Origin of the sequence: Streptomyces sp. NPDC006259 (genome assembly GCF_042870975.1) — a bacterium.
Taxonomy (GTDB): domain Bacteria; phylum Actinomycetota; class Actinomycetes; order Streptomycetales; family Streptomycetaceae; genus Streptomyces.
In genome coordinates, this window is the sequence record NZ_JBIAHY010000002.1 from 630,799 (window position 1) to 651,858 (window position 21,060).

Below are 21,060 nucleotides of genomic sequence, written 5' to 3' on the forward strand. Positions count from 1 at the left end.
GGAGGGGTGTAGGGGAGGGACGAGTGCGGGTGGGTCAGCCCTTGTTGGCGCCGAGCGTGAGGCCGCTGACGAACTGGCGCTGGAGCGCGAAGTACACGATCAGGGTGGGGATCGCGGTGAGCAGGGCGCCGGCGGCGACCAGGTTGGGGTCGGTGAAGTACTGGCCGGACAGGTTGTTCAGCGCCGAGGTGATCGGCATGTTGTCGCCGGTGGAGATCAGCACGAGCGCCCAGAAGAAGTCGTTGTAGATCCAGATGGACAGCAGCGTCGCCAGGGCGGCCATCGCGGGCTTGCACAGCGGCAGCACGATCTGCCAGTACAGGCGCCAGACGGAGGCGCCGTCGACGAGGGCGGCCTCGGTCAGTTCGTGCGGCAGCGAGCGCATGTAGTTGGCGAGCACGAAGGCGCAGAAGCCGGACTGGAACGCCACGTGGATCAGGACCAGGCCCAGTGCCGAGTCGTACAGCTTGCCCGAGGCGGTGATTCCTGGCAGGTCGACGAGCAGGTACATCCGGTACAGCGGGGTGATGATCACCTGCTGCGGCAGCAGGTTGCCCGCGGTGAAGACCAGCAGCAGCGCGATGTTGAGCCGGAAGTCGAAGCGGCTGACGTAGAAGGCGACCATCGAGGACAGCAGCAGGGTGACCAGCACGGCCGGGACCGCGATGAGCAGCGTGTTCCCGAAGTAGTGCAGCATGTCGGACTGCTGGAACGCTTGGGTGAAGTTGTCGAGGCTCAGCCTGTCGGGCCAGGACACGTAGCCCTTCTCGCTGGTCTCGGAGTAGGGCCTCAGCGCTGAGAAGGCGGCCCACAGGAGGGGGGCCAGCCAGGCCAGGGCCGTCACGACCAGGAAGGTGTGCAGCAGGACGCGGGCGGGACGGACGGGGGTGCGCTGCCTGGCCGCGAGGGTCGCGCTCATGCTCGCCGCTCCTTCCGGAAGGTCGAGATCAGGTACGGGATGATCACGACGAGGGAGATGACCAGCAGGACGACGGCGATCGCGGACCCGTATCCGATGCGGCTGGACTCGCCGATGATGTTGTTGGTGATCAGGATCGAGAGCAGTTCGGTCCCCTCGGCGCCCTTGTTGAAGACGAAGACCAGGTCGAAGGCGCGCAGGGCCTCGATGATCGTGACGACGAGGACGACGGTGTTGGTGGGGCGCAGGGTGGGGAAGATGACGTTCTTGAACGTCTGCCACTCGTTGGCGCCGTCCAGCGCCGAGGCCTCGCGCAGGGAGGGGTCGACGCCCTTGAGCCCGGCCAGGTAGAGGATCATCATGTAGCCGGTGTGCCGCCAGCAGGCGGCGACGAGGACGGCCCAGAGGTTGAGGTCCGGGTCGCCGATCCAGTCGATGTAGTGGCCGGGCTCGTTGGCCCCGATGAGGCTGTTGATCAGGCCCGTGTCCGGGTTGTAGACCAGCTGCCAGACGAAGCCCGTCACGGCCAGCGAGACCACGACCGGCAGGAAGAACGCGGTCTGGTAGACGCGGCTGAACCTGATGTTCTTGTCCAGCTGCACGGCCAGGAACAGCCCGAACGGCGTCGGGATCAGGATGAGCACGACGAACCAGATGACGTTGTGCTGGACGGCGGGCCAGAACTGCGGGTTGTCGGAGAACAACTGCGTGAAGTTGTCCAGCCCCACCCACGTGATGGAGTCGAAGCCGATGCCGTCCCAGCTGGTGAAGGCCAGGGCGATGGAGGCCAGCGCGGTGACCCAGACCAGGGCCACGTGCAGGACGGTGGGCACGCCGGCCATCAGGCCGAGCGTGATGCGGTCACGGCGGGTCAGCAGGCGGTGGTGGCCCTGCCGGACCCGCTTCTTCTCAGGCGCACGGCCCGGAGGCGGCACGGCGGCCGCCTCCGGGATCGTCGTGGTCGTTTCGGCGCTCATGGTGTCGGTGTTCATCCGCTTCGGAGGGAGGGGCGGTCTCAGCCGGACGCGAAGATCGTCTTCTTCTGGCGCTCGATCGAGGAGAGCAGGCCGTCGATCCCCTTGGGGTCGCGGACGAACTTCTGGAGCGCGGGCTGCATCACCGTCGAGGTGAAGTCCGGGCGGCTGTCACGGTCCATGAACTGCGTGAGGTGCTTCGCGCCGCCGATCATGTCGTACGCCTTCTTCTGCAGGGCGCTGTAGGCGGAGGTGTCGGCCTTCGAGGAGGCGGCGATGAGGCTCGGGTCGGCCTTGAGGTAGGTCTCCTCGGCCTGCGGCGTGCCGAGGAATTCGAGCAGCTTGACGGAACCGGCGTGGTTCCTGGGCTTCTTGCTGAGCATGATGCCGTCGGTCGGCGCCTCGACGGTGTCCTGCCCGTACGCCGGGTCGATCTCCGGGAAGGCGAAGAAGTCGAGGTCGTCCAGGTCCGCCTTGTCGGTGAACTGCTGGGCCACGAACATGCCAAGCATGTACATGCCCGCCTTTTTCGCCACCAGCGTCTGGGCGGCGTCCTGCCAGGTACGGCCGACCGCGCCCTCCTGGTGGTAGGGGAGGGTCTCGGCCCAGGTGTCGAAGACCTTGCGGACCTTCGCGTCGGTCCAGGAGGCCTTGCCCGCCATCAGTTCGACGTGGAAGTCGTAGCCGTTGAGGCGGAAGTTGATCTGGTCGAAGGAGCCCATCGCCGGCCAGGCGTCCTTGTCGCCGTACGCGATCGGGACGAGGCCGTCCTTCTTCATCCGCCTGCACAGGGCGACGTACGCGTCCCACGTGGTGGGGACCTCGTAGCCGTACTTCCGGAAGACGCTCTTGCGGTAGAAGACCGCCCACGGCGACGTCGTCAGCGGCACCAGGTAGTACTTGCCGTCCTGACCCTTGCTCAGATCGTGCATCGCCGGGGGGAAGTTGCCGCCGATCGTCTTCCAGACGTCGTCGATCGGGGTGGCCAGACCCTTGTCCGCGAAGAACTGCATCCGGTAACCGGCGAACCACTGGAACACGTCGTCCGGCGTTCCCTGGAGGTAGGAATTGATCTGCTCCTGGAAGGTGTTGTGGTCCTTGGTGTTGAGGGCGACCTCGATTCCCGACTGCTTGGTGAAGGCCGCGTAGACGTCGCCGTACGCCTTCTTCGGGACGGCGTCGGAGGCGTTGGAGCCGACCGTGACGGTCTTGGTGTCCGACGAGGCGGAGTTGCCGGCGCAGGCACTCAGCAGAGGCAGGCCGGCACCCAGCACCGCGGCTCCGCCGAGTCCGCGGAGCACGGTGCGGCGGCTGGTTCCAGACAGGGGCTGACCGGGGGAGGAAAGGCGCATTTCGGCTCCTACGGGGCTGGCGGTGCCCAGGTGTGGCACGTCAGCCGGACGGGGGTGTGGCGGAGAGTGGGTCCTCGAGGGACCACCTGAAGGTCGGTCGAGAGCCAGAATCCAACATGATCGAACAAGCGCGATCGTCGGACGCCAGGAAGCGTGGACGTTGCGTGGAGTCGCTGTCAAGACTTTCCGCTCGGGAATCCACGAGGTGGCCGGACCGGCCGCACGCCTCGATGACCGGTCGGCGCGCCGGACGGATGACGCCGAGACGACTCGCCATCGAACCGTCCGGGTCCTGACAAACGGCGCTGAGCTGCTGGAACGCATGACGGGCGGGCGTTCCCCGGAAGCCTCCGGCGCCTCGCTCGGTCAGGCGGCAGGTCCCGGCGGCCATCGCGCCGGAAGGAGCGGCCGTGTGAGAACTCTTGACGTCCGCTCGGCGGATGCGTAGACATTGACCGCGCGGTCAGACCGCGCGGTCAGGAAACTGACCTCGTTCGACGGAGAACACACGGCCATGAGGAGACCCATGACGACAGGTCCGGAGCGCGGTGCGCACTCCTCCGCGCCGCGCAGTGAGGACGTGGCCAGGCTGGCCGGAGTCTCCCGCAAGACGGTCTCCCGTGTGCTCAACAACGAGCCGTACGTGTCCGACGAGTCCCGTCGGCGTGTCCTGGCGGCCGCCGAGGAACTGGGCTACCGGCTGAACCACGCGGCCAGATCACTGGCCTCCGGCCGTACCCGGTCCATCGGCGTGGTTGCCCTGGGCACCGCCGGATACGGAACCGCCTCCCTGCTGGTGGGCATCGAACAGGCCGTACGGGACGCCGGTTACGCGCTGCGCGTGGTCAACACCCCGGACGGCGACCCGCGGAGCATCGCCGGCGCGCTGGAATCACTCCTGGAGCAGGGCGTGGACGGCATCGTCGTCTCCGAACCCATCGTCGAGGGCGAAGTCCCGCTCGGCGTCGACGTGCCGGTCCTCTTCATCGGTGCGCCGCCCGCCTTCGCCGCCGCCCGGACGCTGACCGTCGGCGTGGGCGCCCATCAGCTGGCCCGCGCGGCCACCGAACACCTGCTGGACCTGGGCCACACGACCGTCCATCACCTCGCCGGTCCGCGCCGGTGGTACGCCACCAAGGACCGCATCGAGGGATGGCGGGCGGCGCTGGCGGCCCGGGGCGCGCATGAACCGCCCGTGCTGAACGGCGACTGGTCGGCGGCCTCCGGCCATGCCGCGGGCCTCGGGCTGGCCTCGGACCGCTCGGTGACCGCGGTGTTCGCCGCGGGCGACGAGATGGCCATCGGACTCATCCACGGCCTGCGGGAGAGCGGGCGCCGTGTGCCGGAAGACGTCAGTGTCGTCGGTTTCGACGGCAACCCCGTCTTCGCCTACGTCTCCCCGCCCCTGACCACCGTCCGTCAGCCCTTCGAGGCGGCGTCGAGCGAGGGAATCCGGCTCCTCCTCCACGCCATGGAGCGGCCCGACACCGAACTGCCGCCGGCGAACGACCCACCCGTCGAACTGATCGTCCGCGGTTCCACCGCGCCTCCGTCCGCCCTCTGACCCACCCGCCCCGCCCTGTACCACTGCTCCGGCGCACCCACCCGCCCCGCCCCGTGCCACTGCTCCGGCGCACCCACCCGCCGGGGCGCTCCACCTCCGAGATTTCCGCGCTTGCCGCGCCGCACCCCCGCGCGCGAGCAGCGCTCGGCAGCGTCGCCCGGCTGTTGCCCGGGCCACGCGCCCAACGACCTCCGCCGCGTCACTCCGAGCCGTTCCGAGCCGGCGGACACCGAAACACACCTTCCCTGGGAGCCGCAATGTCCCCTGCGCAGACAGGCGCCAGACCCGGCGCCGCTCCGCGTTCCCGACCCGTCTCCTCCTTCTCCCTGGCCTTCATCCTGCTCGTCTCGGTGATGACCATGGTCATGCCCGCCGGCCGGGCGGACGCCCTGGCCCGTCCCTCGCAGACGATGTACACCCCGCCCTCGGGCGCGCCCTCACCCGGGTCGCTCTACCCGCGGGCGGTGCGGATGCAGCACAACGGCTCCGCCAACGGCACCCTCCTCGCGACCTTCGAGCAGTACACCTCCGGCACGCCGGTCCTCCCCATCTACCGCAGCACGGACAACGGCAACTCCTGGTCGAAGATCTCCGAGGTCGCCGACACCCAGAACGGCTGGGGCATGCGCTGGGAGCCCGAGCTGTTCGAACTGCCCACGGCGGTGGGCGGCTTCCCGGCCGGCACCATCCTGGCCGCCGGCGCCTCGGTCCCCTCCGACCGCTCGGCCATCAAGATCGACGTCTACGCCAGCACCGACCGCGGACAGACCTGGACCTTCGTCAGCAACATCGCCACCGGAGGCCCGGCGTACGACACGAACGGCAACACCCCCGTGTGGGAACCGCTCTTCCTCCACGCCAACGGCAAGCTGATCGTCTACTACTCCGACCAGCGCGACCCCGACCACGGCCAGAAGATCGTGCACCAGGTCACCACGGACCTCCGCAGCTGGGGTCCGGTCGTGGACGACGTGGCGATGCCCACCTACAGCCAGCGCCCGGGCATGCCCACCGTCGCGAAGCTGCCCAACGGCACCTACGTCATGACCTACGAGTACGGCGGCTCCCCCTCGGGCAACTTCGCCGTCTACTACAAGATCTCCGCCGACCCGGAGGCCTTCGACTCCGTCACGGGCATCCCCCTGCGGTCGACGGACGGTGTGGTCCCCGCCAGCACCCCGTACATCACGTGGCTGCCCACCGGCGGGCCGAACGGCACGCTCGTCGTCGGCGCCTACAGCACCGGCGACCTGTTCCTCAACACCCAGAACGGCGCCGCGAACACCTGGACGCGTATCGGTTCCCAGGTCGCCGGCGGCTACAGCCGCGGCATGCTGCCCCTGCCCGACGGCCACAGCCTGCTCGTGCTCAGTGGCGGCAACGGAGGCAGCAACCTCTCCAACCCGGTCACCTACGGCACCATCGATCTCGGCGGCGGGATCTCGGACGGTGCCACCTACACCGTGTCGAACGCGGGCAGCAAGCTCATGCTGAGCATCGCGGGCGGCTCCACCGCCAACGGCACCCACGCCACCCAGCAGAACGCCGACAACGCCACCGACCAGCGGTGGCGCTTCGTGCAGCAGAACTCCGGCTACTTCAAGATCCTCAACGTCGCCAGCGGCAAGGTCCTCGGCGTGGAGAACCAGTCCACCGCCGACGGAGCCAAGGTCCTCCAGTGGGACGACAACGGCACCCTGGACCACGAGTGGGCCGTCGCTCCGAGCCCGGCCGGCGGCTATGACCTCACCAACCGGGTCACCGGCAAGCACCTCGAGATCCCGAACGCCTCCACCACCCCCGGCGCCGTCGCCGGCCAGTGGAGCGGCACCAGCTGCGCCTGCCAGCGCTGGAACGTCACCCAGACCGCTCTGCCCCCGCTGGGCACCGGGCAGTACGTCCTCGTCAACAAGAACAGCGGGAAGTACCTGGACATCCCGCAGGGCTCCACCGCCGGCGGTACGGCCACCGATCAGTGGCAGAACTCGGCCTGTTCCTGCCAGCTGTTCACCTTCCAGTCCGCCGGCGGCGGAGCCTGGACCATCAGGAACGTCAACAGCAACCTGAACCTGGACATCCGAAGCGGCTCCACCACCGCCGGAGCCGCCGTCGTCCAGAACACCCCGTCCACCACGAACTCACAGAAGTGGACCCTCACCGACGCGGGCAACGGCTTCCAGAAACTCAAGAACGTGGGCAGCGGCTTGAACGCCGCCGTCGCCCAGTCCTCCACCAGCAACGGCGCGGCAGTCGTGCAGTGGAACGATCTGAACATCGACGACCAGTTCTGGAAGATCGTCCGTATCAACTGAACGGCTCGATGAGGGGCCTCCTGTCGGCTCGGGATCGCGAGGCGAACCGGGCGTCAGGAGGCCCTGGCCGTGTCCGGGAGCGCGCCCGCTCCCCTGAGCGGCGAGGGGGCCGTCCCCTTCCTGTGCGACCGCTTCACCGAGGGCGGGCTCTCCGGAGCCGTCAAGGGGTGAGAGGACACGTACCTGATCGGTACGGTGGTGCCGGGACGACGAGAGGGGCGGCGCGGCCGTGGGTGAGGAGCCGGAGATCAGGACGGCGAAGGAGGCCGCCGACCATGCGCTCATTCTCGCCTTCGGGCGACTCCAGGGGGCGGCGAACCGGCTGGAGTACCTCCTCGGCCGGGCCCTCGAGGTGGAGTGCGGCATCAGCCATCTGGTCTTCGAGGTGCTGCTGATCCTCGGGCGGGCGGGCGAGCCCGGGTTGTCCATGCGGGCCATCGCCCAGGAGCAGGTCCTGACCACCGGCGGCGCCACCCGGCTGGTGGACCGCATGGAGACGGCCGGTCTCGTGACGCGCGCGGAATCACCCGACGACCGGCGCGGGAAGCTGGTGCGGCTGACCCCGCTGGGGGAGGAGACGGCCGTACGCGCCGCGCGGGTCCACCTGGAGAACATCAAGCGGAACTTCGTGGAGCCCCTCCCCGCGGCGGACCGCGAGCGGTTCGCGGAGAATCTGCGCATCCTCAGCCACACAGCCCGGGACATGCTGCCGCGGCTTCCCTGACTTGCGGAGTGGGGGCGAGGCGGGTCTCATGGGCATCGGCCACGCTCATGTGTCTCAGGCCACATGAGCGCGGAATTACCTGACGAGTCAGCTACTGTTTCGTCAGGTGAATCGCTCGCGGTCCGCGGGCGCTCTCTCTGCCGAGGTCATCGATGAAGCACGTCCACGTCTTCGACGCCCGTCGCGGCCGGCCGCGAGGAGGCACCGCGACCCTGCGCGAGATCACCTCGCGCCACCCCGACCTGCCGATCGGGATCGTCTCCGGCGGTCTCTCCACCGGGCCGGGGAGGGTGCCGATCCGGGCGCTCGGCCACGTCCAGGGCGCCGACGCCGGGATCGCCGAGCCGACCGGCGCCACGTTCGGCCAGCTGTACGGGGATTCGGTCGCCGACGGTTCGTTCGCCCTGGACTCCGGGGCCGCCGCCCGTGGCGTCGCACCCGTGCGACAGGTGGCCCCCGACCGCGCGGCGGAGCCGGCCACGGCCGTGCGGCACGCCTTCTCCGTCGACGGACCGAGCCTGTCGGAGGCGCTCACCTACCGGACGCTCGCCCGGGCGGCCGGGCTCAATGCGGATGCCGTCGTCGCCGCCCTCGAAGCGCCGGGGGCGCGGACCGCCGCCCGCGCCGGTCTCCGCCGCGCGGCCCGGTTCGGGGTCACCGGATTCCCCACTCCGCCGGCTGTCGACGGCGACTCCGTCACCCCGCTCGCGCACGGCCATCCGTTCGCCTACGGCCATGGGCTCGCGCACGGCCCCCCGTTCGCCTACGGCCACTTGCTCCCGCACGGCCACCCGCTCCCGCACGGTCACGCCACCGCCCGCGAGGTCGACGAACGCCTCGTCGCCCACTGAACCCCCCCGTCCCGACCCCCACCCCCCCCCGCGACAAGGAGCCCCGAGCATGAACACCCTCGACTTCAAGGTCCTCGACCTGGACTTCCCGGCCGGAAGCAAGAACAAGACCGCCACCCTCGTCACCGGCGAGAGCGAGGCGCTGCTGGTCGACGCCGGCTTCACCCGCGCCGACGGCCACCGCCTGGCAGCCGAGATCCTCGACTCCGGCAGGCAGCTCACCACCGTCTTCGTCTCCCACGGCGACCCGGACTTCTACTTCGGCGCCGAGGTCCTCGCGGACGCGTTCCCCGAGGCGAGGTTCGTCGCCACCCCGATCGTCGTCGAGCACATCCGGCATTCCTACGAGAGCAAGCTGAAGGCCTGGGCGGCGCTCGGCCCGAACCTGCCCACCCGCCTCGTCGATCTGGAGCCGCTGACCGGTGACCTCACCCTGGAGGGGCACCGCTTCGAACTGAAGGGCGGCTCCGAGGAGCTGCCCGACCGGCACTACCTCTGGCAGGCCGAGTCCCACGCCGTGCTCGGCGGTGTCCTGCTCTTCCAGCAGGAGCACGTCTGGGTGGCCGACACCGCGACCCCCGAGTCCCGCGCCGCCTGGATCAAGCTGCTGGACGAGATGGCGGCCCTCGACCCGCGGCTCGTCGTCCCCGGCCACCGCCTGCCCGGGACGGCCGCCGACGCCTCCGCCATCAGGGCCACCCGCGACTACCTCGTCGCCTTCGAGGAGGAACTCGGCAAGGCGGCCGACGGCGCCGCGCTGACCGAGGCGCTCGTCCGGCGCCACCCGGACAACGGCATGCTGATCGCGGCGCAGATCGGTGCCAAGGTCGCCAAGGGCGAGATGAAGTGGGGCTGACCATGGGCGACTTCGCCACTTCCACGGCCCCCGCCGACGTCGTCCGCCGGCAGTACCTGGCCTCCTCCGCGGGCGACCTGGAGGCCCTGCGCGCCACGCTCGCACCCGACGTGGAGTGGACCGAGATGGCCGGCTTCCCCCTCGCCGGCACCTACCGCACCCCAGACGGCGTCACGTCGAACGTGATGGAGAAGCTCGGCCGGGACTGGGAGGGCTGGACCGCCCACGACGACACCTACGTGGTCGACGGCGAGAACGTCGTCGTCCTCGCCCGCTACACCGCGGCCAACAAAGCCACCGGCAAGCCCGTCGACGTCCGCGTCGCCCACCACTTCGTCGTCCGCGGCGGACTCATCGTGCGCTTCGAACAGTTCGTCGACACGGCGCTGGTGCGCGAGGCCATGACCGACTGACAGAGGGTGTGCCGCCGCCAGTCGGAAGATCCGCATACCGACTGGCGACGACGCGGCGCCGGTGATCGCCTTCTGCGAGCAGGCGCTCGCCGCCCTCGCCGGCACCGCCGCGCATCCAGCTCGCGGCCCTGAGCGTGCCCGCGCCGGACGGCCTCCGCGCCGGACCGCGGAGACCCGAGCGCCCGGCACGGGTCGTCCGCTGTGCCGTCCTGCCGCGTCCCGGCAGGGATCCCGAGGCTCAGTCGGTCCTTCCCGGTGTCGGCGTGGAGGTGTCCCGGCCGGCGCGGAGCATGGCCTTGTAGAGCGGTTCGTGTCCGGGTGGGGCGGGCAGGGGGCCGCGTGCCGGGGTCTCGAGGGACTGTACGAGCAGGGCGACGACGCGTCGCCACGCGTCGGGGGCGGCCTCGCCGGTGGCGTTGACGACACCCGCGTTGGCCATGTGGATCAGTACCAGGTCCGAGGGGTCGAAATCCTCGCGCAGACGGCCGGTGGCCTTGGCGCGGTCGATGAGGCGGAGCATGCCCTCGTACGCCTGGTTGCGGCGTTGTTCCAGGACCTTGGCGGTGGGGAAGGCCATGGTCAGGACGTCGGCGAAGCCGCTGTCGGCGGCCTGCATGGCGCAGGCGGTCTCGATGTAGCCGACGAAGCCCTTCCAGGGGTCGGAGTCGTCCAGGGCGACGGCGACCGCGTCGGCGTAAGCCCCCATGCGGTCGGAGAAGACGGCGTCGACCAGTTCTTCCTTCGTGGGGAAGCGGCGGAACATGGTGGCGATTCCCACACCCGCCTCGCGGGCCACGGAGGCCATGGAGGCGTTCAGGCCGTCCCGCGCGAACACCGTGCGTGCGGCGGCGATGATGCGCTCCCGGTTGCGCTCGGCGTCACTGCGCAGAGGCTGGGCGCCGGGACCGTCGGAGTGCGGGACGCCTGTAGTCATGCGGCCAGTCTAACAATCGGAGTGCCCTATCCACTTTCAGTGCTACGGTGGTCGCACGGAATCGGAGCACCCTATCCGAATTGCGTCCGTGAAGTGGATAGACCTATCCACTTTTCCCTCATGCCGCGGTCCGTGCCGTGGGGGTGGTGGCGCCGGCCCTCGGCGCCGCCGCATCCCCGCCGCTCCCGTCCGCTCCGCATGACGCCTCTGCGAAAGGATCCCCTGTGACCAGCATGTCGTTCACCGACGCGGTACGCACGTGCCTCACTGCCAAGTACGCCACGTTCTCCGGTCGCGCCCGGCGCGCGGAGTACTGGTGGTTCTCGGTGCTGTACGTGATCGCCACCCTGGTGATCGCCGGTACCAGCCTCGCGATCGATGTCCCGCTGGTGAACGTCCTCCTGCTCCCGTTCGTCGTGCCCATGCTGACCGTCTCGGTCCGCCGGTTGCACGACACCGGCAGGTCCGGCCGGAGGATGCTCATCGCCCTGATCCCGGTCGTCGGCCCGATCGTCTATCTCGTGGGCATGACGGCGGACAGCACCCCGGGCGCCAACCGGTACGGCCCCTTCCCCGAAGCCGTCCCGCACCCCGCCGGTTGAGCCGGTCCCACCGGGCGTCGGGCGCCGTGCCCGACCCACGTCACCGAGCGCCGGCACCACGGCTCAGCCTCAACGGTCACTGGAAGGACCTGTCATGACCAGCATCGCCATAGTCGGAGCCGGCTCCCCACTGAGTCCGGCCATCGCCCGCACCTTCGGCTCTCGGGGCTTCGAGGTCGCCCTGATCTCCCGTGATCGTCAGAAGCTCGACGCTCTCGTCGGCAGGCTCACCGCCGAGGGCGTCACGGCCGCCGCCTTCCCTGCGGACGTACTCGACCGTGGGGAACTCTCTCAGGCACTCAAGGACGCCGCCGCCAGGTTCGGCCCCGTCAACGTCCTGGAGTACTCCCTGGTCGAGGCGCTCGACGCCACCGTGACGACCACCCCGGCCGGGACCGGAGCGCCACAGGTGCGGCACGAGGTCGAGTGCCAGCTCCAGGAGGCCGTCGCCGCCACCGAGGCGGTCCTGCCGGCGATGCGCGAGGCGGGCACCGGCACTCTGCTGTTCACCACCGGCGCCCGCTCCATCGACTCCCGACCGCCGACCGCCGACCGCCGACCTCTGCGCCGCCGCCGCGGCCCTGCGCGAGTGGGTCATCGACCTGCACGAGGATCTGGTCGGCACCGGCATCCAGGCCGCACACATCGGCATCGACGCGACGATCGGCACGCCCACCTTCTACGGACAGCCACGGGCCACGGCCGACGAGATCTCCCCCCTCCACTGGGAGCTGCACACCACCCACCGCGACCGGGCCGAGCGGATCTTCAGGGGCTGACCCGCACCCGCCGGACAACCCCCTCCGCACCCCGGCCCGCCCCGGCGTCCGCCCGCCGAGGAGGCGCATCCTCCAACCCCTCGCGAAGCGCTGGACCGGCCCGGTCCCGTCCGGCCGGGCGGCCGGGGAGCATGCGCCCGCGAGGGGACCTGCCAACCGCACCCTGGCCCGCCTCGATCCTCCCGTGTTACGAAGAACCCATGCCTGTACACGCGGGAGACGCCGGACGTCGCGCCTACGACGTCGTCATCGTCGGTGGTGGTCACAACGGGCTGGTGGCGGCCGGCTATCTGGCGCGGGCGGGGCGGTCCGTGCTGGTGCTGGAGCGGCTGGGCCACACCGGGGGCGCCGCCGTCTCCACCCGGCCGTTCGCCGGTGTGGACGCCCGGCTGTCCCGCTACTCGTACCTGGTCAGCCTGCTGCCGTCGAAGATCGTGCGGGATCTGGCGCTGGACTTCCGCGTCCGGAGGCGCACCATCTCGTCGTACACGCCGGTGGAGCGCGACGGGCGGGCGACCGGGCTGCTCGTGGGCGGGGGCGAGGCCCGCACCCGGAAGGCGTTCGCGCGGCTGACCGGCGGGGAGCGGGAGTACGCGGCCTGGCGACGCTTCTACGGCATGACCGGGCGGCTGGCCGAGCGGGTCTTCCCGACGCTCACCGAACCGCTGCCCGGCCGCGAGGAGCTGCGCCGCCGGGTCGACGACGAGGATGCCTGGCGGATGCTCTTCGAGGAACCGGTGGGCGTCGCCGTCGAGGAGTACTTCGCGGACGACCTGGTGCGGGGCGTCGTCCTCACGGACGCGCTGATCGGCACGTTCGCCGACGCCCACGACGCCTCCCTCAAGCAGAACCGCTGCTTCCTCTACCACGTGATCGGCGGCGGCACCGGAGCCTGGGACGTGCCCGTCGGCGGGATGGGGGCGCTCACCGACGCGCTGGCCGACGCCGCCCGCAGCGCGGGCGCCGTCCTCGCCACCGGGCACGAGGCCGTGCGCATCGACACCGACGGCCGCAGAGCCGAGGTCGCCTACCGCACCGTCGACGGCGAAGGCGTGGCCGCCGCCCGGCACGTCCTCGTCAACGCCTCCCCGCGACAGCTCGCCGCCCTCACCGGCGACGCCCCGCCGGACCCCGCCGAGGGCGCCCAGCTCAAGGTGAACATGCTGCTCCGACGGCTGCCCCGGCTGCGCGACACCCGCGTCGACCCGCGCGAGGCCTTCGCCGGCACCTTCCACATCGCCGAGGGCTATGCCCAGCTGGCCACCGCCCACGCTCAGGCCGCGGCCGGAGACCTGCCCACCGCCCCGCCGTCGGAGATCTACTGCCACTCGCTGACCGACCCGACGATCCTCGGCCCGGACCTGGTCGAGCGGGGCTACCAGACACTCACCCTGTTCGGCCTGCACACCCCGGCCCGGCTCTTCGAACGGGACAACGACGCCGTACGCGAGGACCTGCTCAGGGCCACTCTCGCCCAACTGGACGCGCACCTCGCCGAGCCGCTCGCCGACTGCCTGGCCACCGACGCCGACGGCCGCCCCTGCATCGAGGCGAAGACCCCGCTGGACCTGGACCGCGACCTCGGCCTGCCCGGCGGCAACATCTTCCACCGGGACCTGGCCTGGCCCTACGCGCGGGACGGAGTCGGCCGCTGGGGCGTCGAGACCGGGTACGCCAACGTGCTGCTGTGCGGTGCCGGCGCGGTGCGCGGGGGCGGGGTCAGCGGGGTGCCGGGGCACAACGCGGCGATGGCGGTGCTGGAGGAACCCGCTGGATGAGGGCCTGCGGTGCCCTTCAGGACCGCATGCCCCCGTCCACCCGCAGCACCGTCCCGGTGACATAGGAGGCGCGGTCGCTCAGCAGCCACGCCGCGGCCTCGGCGACCTCCGAGGGGTGGGCGCCGCGGCCCAGCGGGGTCTGGGCGTTGAGCTGGTCGACGATGCCGGGGGAGGCCTGCTCCCAGGCGTCGATCATCTCGGTCATCGTGGTGCCGGGAGCGATCGCGTTGACGCGGATGCCCTCCGGCCCGTACGTCATCGCGGCCGAGGCCGTGAGGCTGTTCAGCGCCCGCTTCGCCGCCCCGTAGGCCGGCAGGGCGGGGTTGCCCATGAGGCTGCCGACGCTGGAGGTGTTCACGATGGCCCCGCTGCCCGCGGTGGCCCGGATGGCGGCGATCTCGGCGTTCATGGCCACCCAGGGCCCTTTGAGGTTGACGGCGTACACATGGTCGAACTCGGCCTCGGTCAGCTGGTCCATCGGCCCGGGCGACTGGATCGTCGCCGCGTTGTTGAAGGCGACGTCGAGCCTGCCGTACAGCTCCACCGTCCGGTCGACGGCGGCGCGGACGCTCGCCGGGTCCGCGAGGTCGCAGTGGACGTGGTCGGCGGTGCCGCCCGCGGCCCTGATCTCCTCGGTCACCGCCTTGAGCTGGGTCTCCGTGCGGGCCGCGAGGAGCACCCGGGCGCCCTCCCGGGCGAACAGCCGCGCCGCGGCGGCGCCGATGCCGCGCCCCGCGCCGGTGATGAAGGCGACCTTGTCGGCGAGCAGCCCCGAGGTGGTCGTGCCGGTGGTGCCGTCGGTCATGTGCGTCGTGTTCGTCATGCCGACGAGCCTGCGCCCGGCCGCCGAACCCATCCAGGCACCGCCGGTACCTGGATGAGCGGCCGGGTCCCGCGCACACTGGAGGCGTGGACCGACGAGAGCTGGCCGAATTCCTGCGCACCCGACGTGAGCGCATCGCCCCCGCCGACGTGGGCCTTCCCGCCGGGCAGCGCCGTCGCACGCCGGGGCTGCGCCGGGAAGAGGTCGCGCAACTGGCGTACATCTCCACCGAGTACTACACGCGCCTGGAGCAGGCCCGCGGCCCGCGCCCGTCCCGTGAGGTGCTCGCCCAACTGGCCCGCGCACTGCGTCTGTCGGACGCGGAACGCGACCACCTGCACCACCTGGCGGGCACCCCGCAGGGTCCGCCGTCGGGCCCTTCGCGCGAGGTGCGGCAGAGCATCGTCGACCTGCTGCACCGGCTGCCGCAGGCCGCGGCGTTCGTGCTGTCGGCGACGTACGAGGTCATCGCCTGGAACGACCTGGCCGCCGCCCTCATGGAGGACTTCTCCGCCCTGTCGCGCCGCGACCGCAACGTCGTCCGGCGGGCCTTCCTCCAGCAGCCGGGCGGCGGACGGCGGCTGTACGGCGTGTCGGACGCCGACGAGTTCGCCCGGACCGCGGCCCAGCATCTGCGCGCCGCCGCCGCGCGCTATCCCGACGACCCGGAACTGACCGAGCTGATCGCCGAACTCGTCGACGGCAGCGAGGAGTTCGCCCGGCTGTGGGCCGCTCACGAGGTGACCGCCCGGCCCACCCTCCGCAAGACCTTCGACCATCCCCTCGTCGGCCCCGTCACCGTCGACTGCGACGTCCTGGACATCACCGACCGGGACCAGCGGGTCGTCATCTACACGGCCGCCCCCGGCTCGCCGTCGGAGGCGGCGCTGCGGCTGCTGTCCGTCATCGGCACCCAGCGGATGGACGTGGCCCGCTGAAGGATCGAGGGCCAGTCAATCTGACGGAGTATCAGAAAATCTCTTCCGTCGTCCGGACCCCTGCGGCATCCTGCGCCCATGCAGACGGAGCTGAGCAACCAACTGGGAGTCGAGCACGCCGTCTTCGGCTTCACACCGTTCCCCGCGGTGGCCGCGGCCATCAGCCGCGCCGGCGGCTTCGGCGTGCTCGGCGCGGTCCGCTACACCGCCCCCGACGATCTGCGGCGCGACCTCGACTGGATCGAGGCACACGTCGACGGCAGACCGTACGGCCTGGACGTCGTCATGCCCGCGAAGAAGGCCGAGGCCACGAACGACCGCACACTGACCGAGGCCGACGTCGAGGCGATGATCCCCGAAGGGCACCGCCGGTTCGTACGGGACACCCTCGCCAAGCACGGTGTGCCCGAACTCGCCGAGGGCGAGGCGGCGGGCTGGCGCATCACCGGCTGGATGGAGCACGTCGCCCGCGGTCAGCTCGACGTCGCCTTCGACTACCCGATCCGGCTGCTGGCCAACGCCCTCGGGTCCCCGCCCCCCGACGTGGTGGCCCGCGCCCATGAACGCGGCGTGCCGGTCGCCGCGCTCGCGGGCAGCGCCCGGCACGCGCTGAAGCACCGGGACGCGGGCATCGACATCGTCGTCGCCCAGGGCTACGAGGCCGGCGGTCACACCGGCGAGATCGCCTCCATGGTGCTCACCCCCGAGGTCGTGGACGCCGTCGCCCCGCTGCCGGTGCTGGCCGCCGGCGGCATCGGCAGCGGACGGCAGATCGCCGCCGCCCTCGCCCTCGGCGCCCAGGGCGTGTGGCTCGGCTCCCTCTGGCTGACCACCGCCGAGGCCGACCTGCACTCCTCCGCCCTGACCCGCAAACTCCTCGCGGCCGGCTCCGGCGACACCGTCCGCTCCCGCGCCCTCACCGGCAAACCCGCACGTCAGCTCCGTACCGAATGGACCGACGCCTGGGACGCCCCCGACGGGCCCGGCCCCCTCCCGATGCCGCTGCAGGGCCTGCTCGTCGCCGAGGCCGTGTCACGGATCCAGAAGTACGAGGTCGACCCGCTGCTCGGCACCCCCGTGGGGCAGATCGTCGGCCGGATGAACGAGGTCCGCGGCGTCCGTGCCGTCTTCGACGACCTCACCCGCGGCTTCGAACAGGCCGTCGACCGCGTCAACCGCATCGCAGGAAGGAGCGGTCAGTGACGAGCACACCGCCCACCGGCTTCTGGGCCCAGGCCACCGAGGACCCCGGCCGTACGGTGATGATCGCGCCGGACGGCGAGGAGTGGACCGCCGGACGCCTGCACGCCGCCGCCAACCGCCTCGTCCACGGTCTGCGCGCGGCCGGGATGGAACGCGGCGACGCCTTCGCCGTCGTCCTGCCCAACTCGCCCGAGTTCCTCACCGCGTACCTGGCGGCCAGCCAGGCCGGGTTCTACCTCGTCCCCGTCAACCACCACCTCGTCGGCCCCGAGATCGCCTGGATCGTCTCCGACTCCGGCGCGAAGGTCCTCCTCGCCCACGAGCGCTTCGCCGACGAGGCGCGCCGGGCCGCCGACGAGGCCGCCCTCCCCGCCACCCACCGGTACGCCGTCGGCGAGGTCGCCGGCTTCCGGCCGTACGACGAACTCCTCGAAGGACGACCGGAGTCGGCACCCCGCGACCGCACCCTCGGCTGGGTCATGAACTACACGTCCGGTACGACGGGGCGCCCGCGCGGGATCCGGCGTCCGCTGCCCGGCAGGCCGCCCGAGGAGGCGTACCTCGGCGGCTTCCTCGGCATCTTCGGCATCAGGCCCTTCGACGGCAACGTGCACCTGGTCTGCTCGCCGCTCTACCACACGGCCGTGCTCCAGTTCGCGGGGGCGTCCCTGCACATCGGTCACCGGCTGGTGCTCATGGACAAGTGGACCCCCCGCGACATGCTCCGCCTCATCGACGCACACCGGTGCACCCACACCCACATGGTCCCGACCCAGTTCCACCGCCTCCTCGCCCTCCCCGACGACGTGCGGGCGCGCTACGACGTCTCCTCCATGCGGCACGCCATCCACGGCGCCGCGCCCTGCCCCGACCACGTGAAGCGGGCGATGATCGAGTGGTGGGGCGAGTGCGTGGAGGAGTACTACGCGGCCAGCGAGGGCGGCGGCGCCTTCGCGACGGCCGAGGACTGGCTGAAGAAGCCCGGCACGGTCGGCAAGGCCTGGCCCATCAGCGAACTCGCCGTCTTCGACGACGAGGGCAACCGGCTGCCGCCCGGGGAACTCGGCACCGTCTACATGAAGATGAGCACCGGCGCCTTCAGCTACCACAAGGACGAGGCGAAGACCCGCAAGAACCGCATCGGTGACTTCTTCACCGTCGGCGACCTCGGCTGCCTCGACGAGGACGGCTACCTGTTCCTGCGCGACCGCAAGATCGACCTCATCATCTCGGGCGGCGTCAACATCTACCCCGCGGAGATCGAGTCCGCCCTGCTCGCGCACCCCGCCGTCGCCGACGCCGCCGCCTTCGGCATCCCGCACGACGACTGGGGCGAGGAGGTCAGGGCCGTCGTCGAACCGGCCCCCGGCCACCGGCCCGGACCCGGACTCGCCGCCGACCTCCTCGCCCACTGCGCCGACCGCCTCGCCGGCTACAAACGGCCCCGGAGCATCGACTTCATCGCCGAGATGCCCCGCGACCCCAACGGCAAGCTGTACAAACGGCGGCTGCGGGAGCCGTACTGGGAGGGCCGCACCAGGCCGCTCTGAGCGGCACCGGCCGTGAGGCTCATCCGTACTCACCCACCCGGACCACCCGCAGGGCCGGCGAGGACAGGATGTCCTTCTCGCAGAACCGGGACGTCACCCACTTCTCCGCCGAGAACAACCGGGTCTGGTCGTCGTAGTGGCGGGAGCCGGGGTCCGAGGACTGGGAGTACGTCAGCAGGGTCCGGGCCACCGGGCAGCGGCCGCCGTCCCAGCCGACGGCCTGGAGGTAGCTGGAGCCGGTCGTCACCTCGGTGTAGCCGCCGCCGGCCGGGTCCCACACGGACTCGACCTTGTTCCAGACGCCGAGGGACTCGGTGCCGCCCGGCACGGGGAGGCGTGCGCCGCCCCGGACGACGAACTGGTGCGCGCCCAGCGGGGCGTCCAGTGGGATGCCCGCCGCGCGCAGTTCGGCGACCGCGTCCGCGAGGGCGGTGGTGAAGGCCGGCGCGTCCGTGTCGAGGGTGCGCGGGGTGCCCACCGGGTCGGCCGCCGAGAACGGCACCTTCCACTGCCGGGCCGCCGGGAACCGTCGCCAGAAGCGGTCGAACAGCAGCGCTCCCCGGCTGCCGGTGTCGGCCTTGTGGTCCCACGCGGCCAGCACCCCGCAGGCCCCGCTCACGTCGACCGCCTGGCCGCCGCTGCCCGTCGCGGTGCCGCCCGGCAGCGCGTCGCAGGCCCGGGCCGCATCCGCGGCGGCCAGATCGGCGGCCGGCACCCGGTTGGCGTACTGCTGCCGTTGCAGGTCGCGCACGGTCAGAGCGCCGCGGTCGGCCAGCGCCGCCACGTCCTCCAGCGCCCCTCGCGTGCGCAGGGACCGCGCGGTGCCGACGGTGCCGAAGACCCGCTCGTAACCGGTGAGCGGCCGGTCCGCGTTGGCCAGCCAGGCACTGTCGTTGGAGTTCTCCGCGTACGGCGCGTCCCGCAGGGTGGGCAGCGCGGCCGGCCCGAAGATGCCGGGCTCCACGGCGTCGGCGTCACGGCCGGGCGCGCAGTCGCCGCGCGAGCCGTCCAGGACCGCCACGCCCGACGCCGGGTAGGTGGCCCGGCCGAGCGGGGTGGAGCAGCGCTGTGCCAGTTCGTCGGTGATGCGGGGGAGGACCTGGGACTGGGTGAACAGGGTGTGGCCGCGGGAGTCGGCGGCGATCGTGTTCACCCACGGGAGGCCCTGGGTGCGGCGCAGCGCGCCGAGGACGTCCGAAGTGCCGCGGGCCCGGCCGAAACCGAGCGCGGTGTCGGAGCTGCGGAGGTTGGTGGCGTTGGGGTCGTTGAGGGCGTACGCCGTGGTGCTCGTCCAGGGCAGTGGGAGGCCGCTGCCGAGGGAGGTGACCACCGGTCCGTAGCGCGTCCACCACTGGGTGCGGGTCACCGGGGTGCCGCCCCGGACCGCGACCGTCACCGCGCGCTTCGTCATGCGTGCGGGTGCGCCGTCGACCAGGTAGACCGTCGGGTCGGCCGGATCCAGCGTGAGCTGGTGGAGGTTGAGGGGGACGCCGGTGGCCACGGTGTGACTCCAGGCGACGTGCGCGTTGTGGCCGATGGACACGGTCGGCGTGCCCAGGAGCGAGGCGCCGGCCACGTCCAGCTCGCCCGGTATGGTCTGTTGCGACTGCCAGAAGCGGCGGCCGCCCTGCCACGGGTAGTGCGGGTTGCCGAGCAGCAGTCCGCGGCCGTTCGCCGTGGTGGCACCGCCGAACGCCACCGCGTTGGAGCCCATGTCGGCGGAGTCGGCCGCGAGGAGTTCGGCGGCGGCACGCGCGGTGCGCGCCGGGTCGAGGACGGCGTCGGACGCGGCGGCGGGCGGCTGCGCGGCCGTGATGCCGTCCACGGCCCGGCCCTGGCCGCCGAGGACGGCGAGCGCGTAGCCGCGGGCGGCCACGTCGAGCGTGGTGACCGGCCGCACCCAGGCGGCGCCCTTGCAGGCGGGATCGGTGATCCGGTTCTGCCGCAGCCAGGCGTTGTACCCGGCGGCGTAGCCCCGCATCAGTTCCTTGGCGGTACGACTCGGACCGGCGGGCGCCGGCCGCGCGAGCAGCCGCTCCACGGTGCCGGTGTCGCGTACCCCGCGGAAGTAGAGGTCGCTGGAGAGGTTCTTGGCGGCCGAGGAGAGCGAGAGGTCGGTCGCCGCGTCGGGGCCGAAGTACCGCGAACGCTCACCGCGCACGGTCACGAAGCCGTCGGCGACGGTGCAGACCTGGTCGGCGGCCTGCGCCCAGCCGGTGCCGAAGCCGAGGTCCGCGTAGTCGCGGGCGAGTATGTGCGGGATGCCGTACTCGGTGTAGCGGACCACGGCGGACAGGCCTCCGGCGGAGGGGTGTTCCTTGCGGCTCCGGTCGTCGGGCCGGTCGGCCGCGGTCGCCGGGAGCGTGCCCGTGGCGGCGGTGAGCAGGGCGACGGCGGCGACGACGATTCGTCTCGGGCGGGTGCGCATCGTGCCTCTCAACATCGTTGGAGGAAGGGGCGGTTGAGGGTACCAGCGGGTATGTGCCGC

17 protein-coding genes and 1 pseudogene are annotated in these 21,060 nt (G+C 71.6%); 12 read left to right on the forward strand and 6 right to left on the reverse strand.

Annotation, left to right across the window (positions count from 1 at the left end; translation table 11 throughout):
- Positions 1-34 precede the first annotated feature (34 nt).
- Genes ACFYO5_RS08820 through ACFYO5_RS08830 form a run of 3 tightly spaced genes read right to left on the reverse strand, consistent with a single transcriptional unit; the run spans position 35 to position 3,245 of the window.
- Positions 35-919 carry a carbohydrate ABC transporter permease gene (locus ACFYO5_RS08820; protein WP_388705883.1) on the reverse strand — a complete coding sequence of 295 codons (885 nt, stop codon included), beginning with the start codon at positions 917-919 and terminating at the stop codon, positions 35-37.
- Entirely contained in the window at positions 916-1,896 is a 981-nt protein-coding gene (locus tag ACFYO5_RS08825) for a carbohydrate ABC transporter permease (protein WP_388705886.1), read from the reverse strand. The genes ACFYO5_RS08820 and ACFYO5_RS08825 overlap by 4 nt, the downstream gene beginning before the upstream one ends.
- Positions 1,897-1,934: 38 nt before the next feature.
- On the reverse strand, positions 1,935-3,245 hold the full coding sequence (locus ACFYO5_RS08830) for an ABC transporter substrate-binding protein (protein WP_388705889.1): 1,311 nt from the start codon (positions 3,243-3,245) through the stop codon (positions 1,935-1,937).
- Positions 3,246-3,771: 526 nt separating this feature from the next.
- Between ACFYO5_RS08830 and ACFYO5_RS08835 the strand changes: the two genes are divergently transcribed.
- The 6 genes from ACFYO5_RS08835 (at position 3,772) to ACFYO5_RS08860 (ending at position 9,965) form a co-directional block, all read left to right on the forward strand.
- Positions 3,772-4,809 carry a LacI family DNA-binding transcriptional regulator gene (locus ACFYO5_RS08835; protein WP_388705892.1) on the forward strand — a complete coding sequence of 346 codons (1,038 nt, stop codon included), beginning with the start codon at positions 3,772-3,774 and terminating at the stop codon, positions 4,807-4,809.
- Between the two features lie 257 nt (positions 4,810-5,066).
- A complete protein-coding gene (locus ACFYO5_RS08840; RefSeq protein WP_388705894.1) occupies positions 5,067-7,121 on the forward strand; it encodes an RICIN domain-containing protein in 2,055 nt (684 codons plus the stop codon).
- A 229-nt stretch (positions 7,122-7,350) separates the two neighbouring features.
- Complete coding sequence (locus tag ACFYO5_RS08845) at positions 7,351-7,845, forward strand: MarR family transcriptional regulator (protein ID WP_356564658.1); 495 nt, start codon at positions 7,351-7,353, stop codon at positions 7,843-7,845.
- Positions 7,846-7,997: 152 nt separating this feature from the next.
- Positions 7,998-8,696, forward strand: coding sequence for a DsbA family protein (locus ACFYO5_RS08850; protein ID WP_388705898.1), 699 nt, complete (start codon positions 7,998-8,000; stop codon positions 8,694-8,696).
- A 49-nt stretch (positions 8,697-8,745) separates the two neighbouring features.
- The gene (locus tag ACFYO5_RS08855) at positions 8,746-9,552 is read left to right on the forward strand and encodes an MBL fold metallo-hydrolase (protein WP_388705900.1); all 807 of its coding nucleotides are present in this window, start codon (positions 8,746-8,748) and stop codon (positions 9,550-9,552) included.
- Between the two features lie 2 nt (positions 9,553-9,554).
- On the forward strand, positions 9,555-9,965 hold the full coding sequence (locus ACFYO5_RS08860; protein ID WP_388705903.1) for a nuclear transport factor 2 family protein: 411 nt from the start codon (positions 9,555-9,557) through the stop codon (positions 9,963-9,965).
- 238 nt (positions 9,966-10,203) lie between these two features.
- Here the strand turns inward: ACFYO5_RS08860 and ACFYO5_RS08865 are convergent, their stop codons facing one another.
- Positions 10,204-10,899, reverse strand: coding sequence for a TetR/AcrR family transcriptional regulator (locus ACFYO5_RS08865; protein ID WP_388705905.1), 696 nt, complete (start codon positions 10,897-10,899; stop codon positions 10,204-10,206).
- Between the two features lie 233 nt (positions 10,900-11,132).
- Between ACFYO5_RS08865 and ACFYO5_RS08870 the strand changes: the two genes are divergently transcribed.
- The 3 genes and pseudogenes from ACFYO5_RS08870 to ACFYO5_RS08880 all read left to right on the forward strand — a co-directional run bounded on the left by ACFYO5_RS08870 (position 11,133) and on the right by ACFYO5_RS08880 (position 14,058).
- Positions 11,133-11,501, forward strand: coding sequence for a DUF805 domain-containing protein (locus tag ACFYO5_RS08870; protein ID WP_388707156.1), 369 nt, complete (start codon positions 11,133-11,135; stop codon positions 11,499-11,501).
- A gap of 94 nt (positions 11,502-11,595) precedes the next feature.
- A pseudogene (locus ACFYO5_RS08875) lies at positions 11,596-11,955 on the forward strand (SDR family NAD(P)-dependent oxidoreductase); the annotation flags it as partial.
- A 525-nt stretch (positions 11,956-12,480) separates the two neighbouring features.
- The gene (locus ACFYO5_RS08880; protein WP_388707159.1) at positions 12,481-14,058 is read left to right on the forward strand and encodes a phytoene desaturase family protein; all 1,578 of its coding nucleotides are present in this window, start codon (positions 12,481-12,483) and stop codon (positions 14,056-14,058) included.
- 16 nt (positions 14,059-14,074) lie between these two features.
- Here ACFYO5_RS08880 and ACFYO5_RS08885 read toward each other — a convergent pair whose 3' ends face one another.
- On the reverse strand, positions 14,075-14,881 hold the full coding sequence (locus ACFYO5_RS08885; RefSeq protein ID WP_388705908.1) for an SDR family NAD(P)-dependent oxidoreductase: 807 nt from the start codon (positions 14,879-14,881) through the stop codon (positions 14,075-14,077).
- Positions 14,882-14,967: 86 nt separating this feature from the next.
- Between ACFYO5_RS08885 and ACFYO5_RS08890 the strand changes: the two genes are divergently transcribed.
- The 3 genes from ACFYO5_RS08890 (at position 14,968) to ACFYO5_RS08900 (ending at position 18,572) form a co-directional block, all read left to right on the forward strand.
- Positions 14,968-15,819, forward strand: a complete 852-nt coding sequence (locus ACFYO5_RS08890; RefSeq protein ID WP_388705911.1) for a helix-turn-helix transcriptional regulator — start codon at positions 14,968-14,970, stop codon at positions 15,817-15,819.
- 78 nt (positions 15,820-15,897) lie between these two features.
- Positions 15,898-17,022: an NAD(P)H-dependent flavin oxidoreductase gene (locus ACFYO5_RS08895; RefSeq protein ID WP_388705913.1), complete on the forward strand. Its 1,125-nt coding sequence runs from the start codon at positions 15,898-15,900 to the stop codon at positions 17,020-17,022.
- Positions 17,019-18,572, forward strand: coding sequence for an acyl-CoA synthetase (locus ACFYO5_RS08900; RefSeq protein ID WP_388705915.1), 1,554 nt, complete (start codon positions 17,019-17,021; stop codon positions 18,570-18,572). The genes ACFYO5_RS08895 and ACFYO5_RS08900 overlap by 4 nt, the downstream gene beginning before the upstream one ends.
- A gap of 19 nt (positions 18,573-18,591) precedes the next feature.
- On the opposite strand, the gene ACFYO5_RS08905 is transcribed toward ACFYO5_RS08900, so the two are convergent.
- Positions 18,592-21,000: a penicillin acylase family protein gene (locus ACFYO5_RS08905; protein ID WP_388705917.1), complete on the reverse strand. Its 2,409-nt coding sequence runs from the start codon at positions 20,998-21,000 to the stop codon at positions 18,592-18,594.
- Between the last annotated feature and the right edge of the window lie 60 nt (positions 21,001-21,060).

What these genes read in the sequence shown, in the direction of transcription:
- ACFYO5_RS08820 (WP_388705883.1), bottom strand. Translation starts at nt 919, where the DNA reads ATGAGCGCGACCCTCGCGGCCAGGCAGCGCACCCCCGTCCGTCCCGCC.
- ACFYO5_RS08825 (WP_388705886.1), bottom strand. Translation starts at nt 1,896, where the DNA reads ATGAGCGCCGAAACGACCACGACGATCCCGGAGGCGGCCGCCGTGCCG.
- ACFYO5_RS08830 (WP_388705889.1), bottom strand. Translation starts at nt 3,245, where the DNA reads ATGCGCCTTTCCTCCCCCGGTCAGCCCCTGTCTGGAACCAGCCGCCGC.
- ACFYO5_RS08835 (WP_388705892.1), top strand. Translation starts at nt 3,772, where the DNA reads ATGACGACAGGTCCGGAGCGCGGTGCGCACTCCTCCGCGCCGCGCAGT.
- ACFYO5_RS08840 (WP_388705894.1), top strand. Translation starts at nt 5,067, where the DNA reads ATGTCCCCTGCGCAGACAGGCGCCAGACCCGGCGCCGCTCCGCGTTCC.
- ACFYO5_RS08850 (WP_388705898.1), top strand. Translation starts at nt 7,998, where the DNA reads ATGAAGCACGTCCACGTCTTCGACGCCCGTCGCGGCCGGCCGCGAGGA.
- ACFYO5_RS08855 (WP_388705900.1), top strand. Translation starts at nt 8,746, where the DNA reads ATGAACACCCTCGACTTCAAGGTCCTCGACCTGGACTTCCCGGCCGGA.
- ACFYO5_RS08860 (WP_388705903.1), top strand. Translation starts at nt 9,555, where the DNA reads ATGGGCGACTTCGCCACTTCCACGGCCCCCGCCGACGTCGTCCGCCGG.
- ACFYO5_RS08865 (WP_388705905.1), bottom strand. Translation starts at nt 10,899, where the DNA reads ATGACTACAGGCGTCCCGCACTCCGACGGTCCCGGCGCCCAGCCTCTG.
- ACFYO5_RS08870 (WP_388707156.1), top strand. Translation starts at nt 11,133, where the DNA reads ATGTCGTTCACCGACGCGGTACGCACGTGCCTCACTGCCAAGTACGCC.
- ACFYO5_RS08880 (WP_388707159.1), top strand. Translation starts at nt 12,481, where the DNA reads ATGCCTGTACACGCGGGAGACGCCGGACGTCGCGCCTACGACGTCGTC.
- ACFYO5_RS08885 (WP_388705908.1), bottom strand. Translation starts at nt 14,881, where the DNA reads ATGACGAACACGACGCACATGACCGACGGCACCACCGGCACGACCACC.
- ACFYO5_RS08895 (WP_388705913.1), top strand. Translation starts at nt 15,898, where the DNA reads ATGCAGACGGAGCTGAGCAACCAACTGGGAGTCGAGCACGCCGTCTTC.
- ACFYO5_RS08905 (WP_388705917.1), bottom strand. Translation starts at nt 21,000, where the DNA reads ATGCGCACCCGCCCGAGACGAATCGTCGTCGCCGCCGTCGCCCTGCTC.